Genomic DNA, 5,644 nt, shown 5'->3' with positions numbered 1-5,644 from the left:
GGTGTTAGTATGGGATGACGGCCTGTCGTTTCGTACCATCATCAGAAAATCCACCCAATTATTTTTGGTGCTGAGCATTTTCCCGGCAATGCACTATCTGAGGTTAAGCAAATTTGACCTGGGCTTTTCAGCCAGGCCCGTATTTACGAAACAGCTATTACAAGGAGTTGGCTTGGGTTTTATTACCTTACTGCCTGTTTTCATCGTGCTTTACCTGCTCGGCGTTAATATTATTGATGAATCCCAGCCTTGGACACTGCCCTGGGTAAGCAAAAAGCTGGTCATTGAATTATTGCTCGCGCTGCTCATTTCATTGTTTGAAGAACCTATTTTCAGGGGGATACTGCTCACTGGGCTAAACAGGAAAATGTCCGTCAGGGCAGCGATTTTAATCAGTGCATTTTATTATGCCACCCTGCATTTTTTGGACAGCAAAACCCAAATACCAACACAAGAACTTAACGTATTCAGTGGGTTTAAATTGCTGGGAGAGGCCTTTACGCATTTGCTAAATCCTGAAATCCTGTCGGCATTTTTTGCCTTATTTGCTGTCGGTGTGTTTTTGGGCGTACTAAGAACCCAGGTTAAAGCCAGCTTAGGCCTATGTATCGGCTGCCATGCCTGTTGGGTGTGGCAGATTAAATTGAGCAAAAGCTTATTCAATACCAATACCAGTTCCGATCATCTCTATCTGGTCAGCAGTTACGATGGCGTTATTGGGCCGTTGGTGACAATGTGGTTAGTTTTGGCGATTGCCGGTTATTTTTTGTATAAGCGGCTAAATTATTGGAATTTTTAGTGCCTTGGTTGATTCTGCTTATGTTAGACTAATAGGATATCGTTAAACTATCAAGATTGGAGTTAAACATGCTTACCATGAATGTTTTAAGCAAAGGCCAAATTGTTATTCCGGCAGAAATACGCCACCGTTACGGGATTAAGCCCGGCACTCCAGTTGAGATACGCGAAGTGGGAGACCATCTCGAATTATATCTATTGCCGTCGGATCCTATTGTAGCTTTTCGCGGTTCTTTGAAAACGACTGATTCCTTGGCTAAGCACCTGATTGAAGAACATCGGCAAGATGTTGCCCAAAGTGTCAGAGGTTAAACGGGTTTACGTACTCGATGCCTGCGCCCTCTTGCGTCTGGCGCAGGATGAACCGGGAGCAGAGCATGTCGCCGAGATTTTGGCCTGTGCCGCCAGTGGCAATGCACGGGTATTGCTACATCAAATTAATTTCGGCGAAGTGGTTTACCGTATCGGCAAACAATTCGGTTGGCCGCTCGCTGAACGCAAACGGGGTGAAATTTCATTATTGCCCATTGAAATTGCTGCCTTTACAGAAGATATCTTTTGGCAAGCGGTAAAGCTGAAGGCGGTTTATCCGATGTCTTACGCCGATTGCTTTTCCGCAGCCTTGGCGATCAAAGAACAAGCGGTCTTATTGACCAGCGACCCTGAATTTGAGGTTTTAGGTAGTGCTGTGCCTCGTATGGCGGTTTAGGCCGCATGGCAACTTGCTAAAAGTTCTTCCAAATTAGCAAGGATTGTCAACTAAACAAAGGCAACGTCATACCGGCATGGGCTGCCGATATTCAGGCAGGGATGTAAGCTATGCAAGCCATCCTTGGTCTTTTGCGAAATGTGTAGCTTGAGCCGCACAATGCCATCTCGACAAAGACAGTACCAGCGGGATCGTAACGAACGATTTTTATGTTAGCGCTTATGGATAACATGCCCCGTCCGGCTCTTTGGGAATTCAAAAATAGGAGCAACATCAAAACGTTTGGTACGGGATTACAAACCCCATTCCCGCAGTTGATACGGCTTTTTATTGCTGGCTATTGGAAATCCGGCTTGAATAACCGAGAATAATGGTCACTGTTGTCTGCCCCATACTTTTCATAATGATTAAAATTGCCTTAATTGCCGTTTTTCTGATGATTATTTTCAGCTTGGGTTCGGCACTGTATCATCTCGTCAAGCATAAAGAAGATGCCTCGTCCCAAAAAACGGCCAGGGCATTGACATTTCGCATCGGCTTATCCGTCCTGCTATTTATATTCGTTTTTATCTTGGTGGCGACAGGGATTGTCAAGCCTCACGGCATTGGTAGCAGGATACATTCTCAAAAATCCACGGTTACTGAAAGTATAAAATAGAATCTTAAAGGGAACTCTGTACAAAGTTAATTTCGCTCATGGTTCGACAAGCTCACCACGAACGGAATTACTTTTTTACCCTAATCTAAGGATAACAATTGATGATTGTTTGTAGTGCTTAGCGGGGGACGCTAGAGCGTCCAAGACTGCATTCCCACGCTCCAGCGTGGGAATGATGAAGAAAATTACATTAAGTACACAAAGATAAACAATCCCAACCACACCACGTCAACAAAGTGCCAGTACCAGGCGGCGGCTTCAAATGCAAAATGGTTTTCCGGTTTGAAATGGCCTTTCCAGCTCCGAAACAGCACAACGCTCAAAATAATGGCACCAACGCAAACATGAAATCCGTGGAAACCTGTCAACATGAAAAAGGTAGAACCGTAAATACCCGTGCCTAAGGTCAAGCCCATTTCTGTGTAGGCTTCATGATATTCGAATGCTTGAAAACTGACGAACAAAAAACCCAAACAAACCGTAGCAATCAAGCCCTTTATAAGCTGGTCGCGGTTTTTTGCCAACAAGCCATGATGCGCCCAGGTGCAGGTAACGCCGCTAGACAGCAGCAATAAGGTATTCACGAAAGGCAATCCCCAAGCTCCCATCGGCTCAAATTCACCATTCGTTTTGCCTTCGACAAGTTTACCGCCCAGGTGCTTAGGCCCATTGGTGGGCCAGATTGCTTCATACGCTGGATTGAGCAATTCTTTCGTTGCTGCGCCAGTGCCTTCACCACCCAACCAAGGCACGGATAAATTACGTGTATACCAAAGCGTACCAAAAAAAACCGCGAAAAACATCACTTCCGAGAAAATGAACCACATCATTCCCATTCGGAAAGAAATACCGACCTGGGTATTGTAAGTGCCTGATTCGCTTTCGCTTGCTTGAAGAGTAAACCATCCCGCCACCATGATAATGAAAATGGCAAACCCTAGCAGCATGAAGTTCACTCCGCTAGGTGACCCATTCAGATAACTGGCGAATCCAGCAAACATACAAAACAAACCAGCAGTGACGAGTACCGGCCAAGTTGCCTTATGCGGGATGTAATAACCATGCGATGTAGACATATTCTTCCTCTTATCTTTGCACTGCGGCTTTAGTATTATCAAAAAACGTATAAGAAAGCGTGAATGTTTTAAAGTCTTTTGGCAAATCCGGCTTAACCACGAAGCGCATGGGCATGACTTTCGCTTCACCCGCCTTAAACGTTTGCTGTTTAAAACAAAAACACTCTATTTTATTAAAATATTTTGCCACTGCACCCGGCGAAAAACTGGGGATTGCCTGGGCTACCATGACCTTATCGGTCTTATTCTCCGCATAAAAATTCACCGTATGGTATTCGCCAGGGTGAATTCTTAAAAGCTTGGTTTCTGTACGGAATTCCATCGGCGTTGATGCGTTCAGCGTGGTCAAGAATTCGACATTAATCTCCCTAGTCGTATCAACCTTATACGGGATTTCTTCTACAGCAACTGATTCCGCTTTGCCGTTAAGCCCGGTCAAATCACACAATACATCGTAAAGCGGCACCAAGGCATAACCGAAACCGAACATGCCGATTACGACCAAGACCAAAACCTGGACGAGCCGGGTATTTTTTTGCTTTAGGTTTAGGGCATCATCCATTAAAAACAGCTCTTATCGCTTTGGCAATCTGTTCTATGACGGCTGAGGGCATTGCATATATGTAAAAGCTAAGTGCCAATAGCCCTAGTATGGATGCGGTCAGCCAGTTTTTGGTTTTTAAATTCATTACTATATCTACAAGCTATCATTCAGCAGTTTCATGCTGATACTCAGTAGGCACAATAACTGGCGGTTCGGTAAAGGTGTGATAAGGGGGTGGAGATGGCAATGTCCATTCCAAACCTTGTGTCCCGCCACCACCGTATTGCAATGCGCCTTCCCACACTTCTTTAGTCGCTTTTTCGCCAGTTCCGCCTCTTATGGTGTCTATGACAATATAAAGGAACAACAACTGGCTAAAGCCAAAAATAAAGCCGCCAATGCTTGAAATCATATTCCAGTCGGTGAACTGCACGGCATAATCAGGAATTCTCCTCGGCATACCGGCCAAACCCAAAAAATGCTGCGGGAAAAAAAGGATATTTACCGAAATGGCCGACAGCCAGAAATGCAGTTGACCAATTTTTTCATTGTACATATTGCCCGTCCACTTGGGCAGCCAATAATAACCGCCAGCCATAATCATAAATATCGCTGAAGGCACTAAAACGTAATGGAAGTGGGCAACAATAAAATAGGTATCGTGATACTGCAAGTCTGAGGGGGCAATAGCCATCATCAAGCCGGTAAATCCACCCAGCGTAAACAGCACCACAAAAGAAATGGCAAATAGCATGGGGGTTTCAAACGTCATGGCACCTTTCCACATGGTCGCCGTCCAGTTGAACACTTTTACGGCAGTGGGAATAGCGATAATCATGGTTGAATACATGAAAAACAGCTGCCCGGCAAGCGGCATACCTACGGAGAACATGTGATGCGCCCAGACGATGAACGACAGGAAGGCAATAGCGGCTGTAGCGTAAACCATTGAGCTATAACCGAACAACGGTTTTCTGGCAAACACGGGGATAATGGTCGAAGCCAAACCAAAAGTAGGCAAAATCAAGACGTACACTTCCGGGTGGCCAAAAAACCAGAAAATATGCTGGTAAAGTACCGGATCGCCACCGCCCGCCGCATCAAAGAAACTGGTTTCAAAAAACTTGTCGGTCAGCAGCATGGTGACCGCACCGGCAAAAACCGGCATTACTGCAATCAACAAAAAAGCAGTGACTACCCAAGTCCAGACGAACATCGGCATCCGCATCAACGTCATACCGGGCGCACGCATATTGAAGATGGTCGCAATAATATTGATCGCACCCAAAATGGACGATATCCCCAGCAAATGCACTGAGAAGATGGCAAAAGGCAACGCCGCCCCCGTTTGCAACACCAGAGGCGGGTACATCGTCCAGCCAGCCGCAGGCGCGCCACCCTCCATGAACAGGGTGCTGGACAGCAACACAATACCGGCAACCAACATCCAGAAGCTCATATTGTTCATGCGCGGCAAAGCCATGTCCGGCGCACCAATCATCATTGGAATCATCCAGTTAGCTAAGCCGACGAATGCAGGCATCACAGCACCAAAAATCATGACCAGCGCGTGCATGGTGGTCATGGAATTGAAGAACTGTGGCTCAACGAAAGACAAACCGGGCTGGAACAGTTCTGCCCGAATAATCAAAGCCATTGCCCCACCCACGAAAAACATGGCCAAAGCAAACACTAGGTAAAGCGTACCGATATCCTTATGGTTGGTGGTGACAATCCATCTCAGGACACCTTTGGCTGGGCCATGATCATGGTGTTCGTGGTCATGGTGTTCGTCATGTTCAGCTACAACAGCAGACATATCAATTCCTCATTCATTCTAAATTAATCAGCACAGAACT

Annotated in this window: 7 protein-coding genes; 4 read left to right on the top strand and 3 right to left on the bottom strand. The window is 45.9% G+C overall.

What is annotated here, in order from left to right; genetic code table 11:
• From ACLQ6D_RS13180 to ACLQ6D_RS13165, 4 genes are all read left to right on the top strand, one after another.
• Positions 1 to 799: type II CAAX prenyl endopeptidase Rce1 family protein (locus ACLQ6D_RS13180; RefSeq protein ID WP_411727781.1), on the top strand; the 799-nt coding region annotated here is incomplete at its 5' end.
• A gap of 68 nt (positions 800 to 867) precedes the next feature.
• Entirely contained in the window at positions 868 to 1,110 is a 243-nt protein-coding gene (locus ACLQ6D_RS13175) for an AbrB/MazE/SpoVT family DNA-binding domain-containing protein (RefSeq protein ID WP_411727780.1), read from the top strand.
• On the top strand, positions 1,085 to 1,507 hold the full coding sequence (locus tag ACLQ6D_RS13170; RefSeq protein ID WP_411727779.1) for a type II toxin-antitoxin system VapC family toxin: 423 nt from the start codon (positions 1,085 to 1,087) through the stop codon (positions 1,505 to 1,507). Before ACLQ6D_RS13175 ends, ACLQ6D_RS13170 begins: the two co-directional genes overlap by 26 nt.
• Before the next feature lie 403 nt (positions 1,508 to 1,910).
• A complete protein-coding gene (locus tag ACLQ6D_RS13165) occupies positions 1,911 to 2,165 on the top strand; it encodes a twin transmembrane helix small protein (RefSeq protein ID WP_411727778.1) in 255 nt (84 codons plus the stop codon).
• Between the two features lie 185 nt (positions 2,166 to 2,350).
• Here the strand turns inward: ACLQ6D_RS13165 and ACLQ6D_RS13160 are convergent, their stop codons facing one another.
• The 3 genes from ACLQ6D_RS13160 to ctaD form a co-directional block, all read right to left on the bottom strand.
• Complete coding sequence (locus tag ACLQ6D_RS13160) at positions 2,351 to 3,241, bottom strand: cytochrome c oxidase subunit 3 (RefSeq protein WP_411727777.1); 891 nt, start codon at positions 3,239 to 3,241, stop codon at positions 2,351 to 2,353.
• 10 nt (positions 3,242 to 3,251) lie between these two features.
• Positions 3,252 to 3,803: a cytochrome c oxidase assembly protein gene (locus ACLQ6D_RS13155; RefSeq protein ID WP_411727776.1), complete on the bottom strand. Its 552-nt coding sequence runs from the start codon at positions 3,801 to 3,803 to the stop codon at positions 3,252 to 3,254.
• 145 nt (positions 3,804 to 3,948) lie between these two features.
• Positions 3,949 to 5,604, bottom strand: a complete 1,656-nt coding sequence (gene ctaD / locus ACLQ6D_RS13150) for a cytochrome c oxidase subunit I (protein ID WP_411727775.1) — start codon at positions 5,602 to 5,604, stop codon at positions 3,949 to 3,951.
• Positions 5,605 to 5,644: the final 40 nt, after the last annotated feature.

It is taken from the genome of Methyloglobulus sp., assembly GCF_046714055.1.
Classification (GTDB): Bacteria; Pseudomonadota; Gammaproteobacteria; order Methylococcales; family Methylomonadaceae; genus Methyloglobulus.
This window is presented reverse-complemented; position numbering and strand designations above follow the sequence as displayed.

Coding starts and splice junctions, on each gene's coding strand:
- ACLQ6D_RS13155 (WP_411727776.1), bottom strand. CDS start 3,803: ATGGATGATGCCCTAAACCTAAAGCAAAAAAATACCCGGCTCGTCCAG.
- ACLQ6D_RS13175 (WP_411727780.1), top strand. CDS start 868: ATGCTTACCATGAATGTTTTAAGCAAAGGCCAAATTGTTATTCCGGCA.
- ctaD (WP_411727775.1), bottom strand. CDS start 5,604: ATGTCTGCTGTTGTAGCTGAACATGACGAACACCATGACCACGAACAC.
- ACLQ6D_RS13170 (WP_411727779.1), top strand. CDS start 1,085: ATGTTGCCCAAAGTGTCAGAGGTTAAACGGGTTTACGTACTCGATGCC.
- ACLQ6D_RS13160 (WP_411727777.1), bottom strand. CDS start 3,241: ATGTCTACATCGCATGGTTATTACATCCCGCATAAGGCAACTTGGCCG.
- ACLQ6D_RS13165 (WP_411727778.1), top strand. CDS start 1,911: ATGATTAAAATTGCCTTAATTGCCGTTTTTCTGATGATTATTTTCAGC.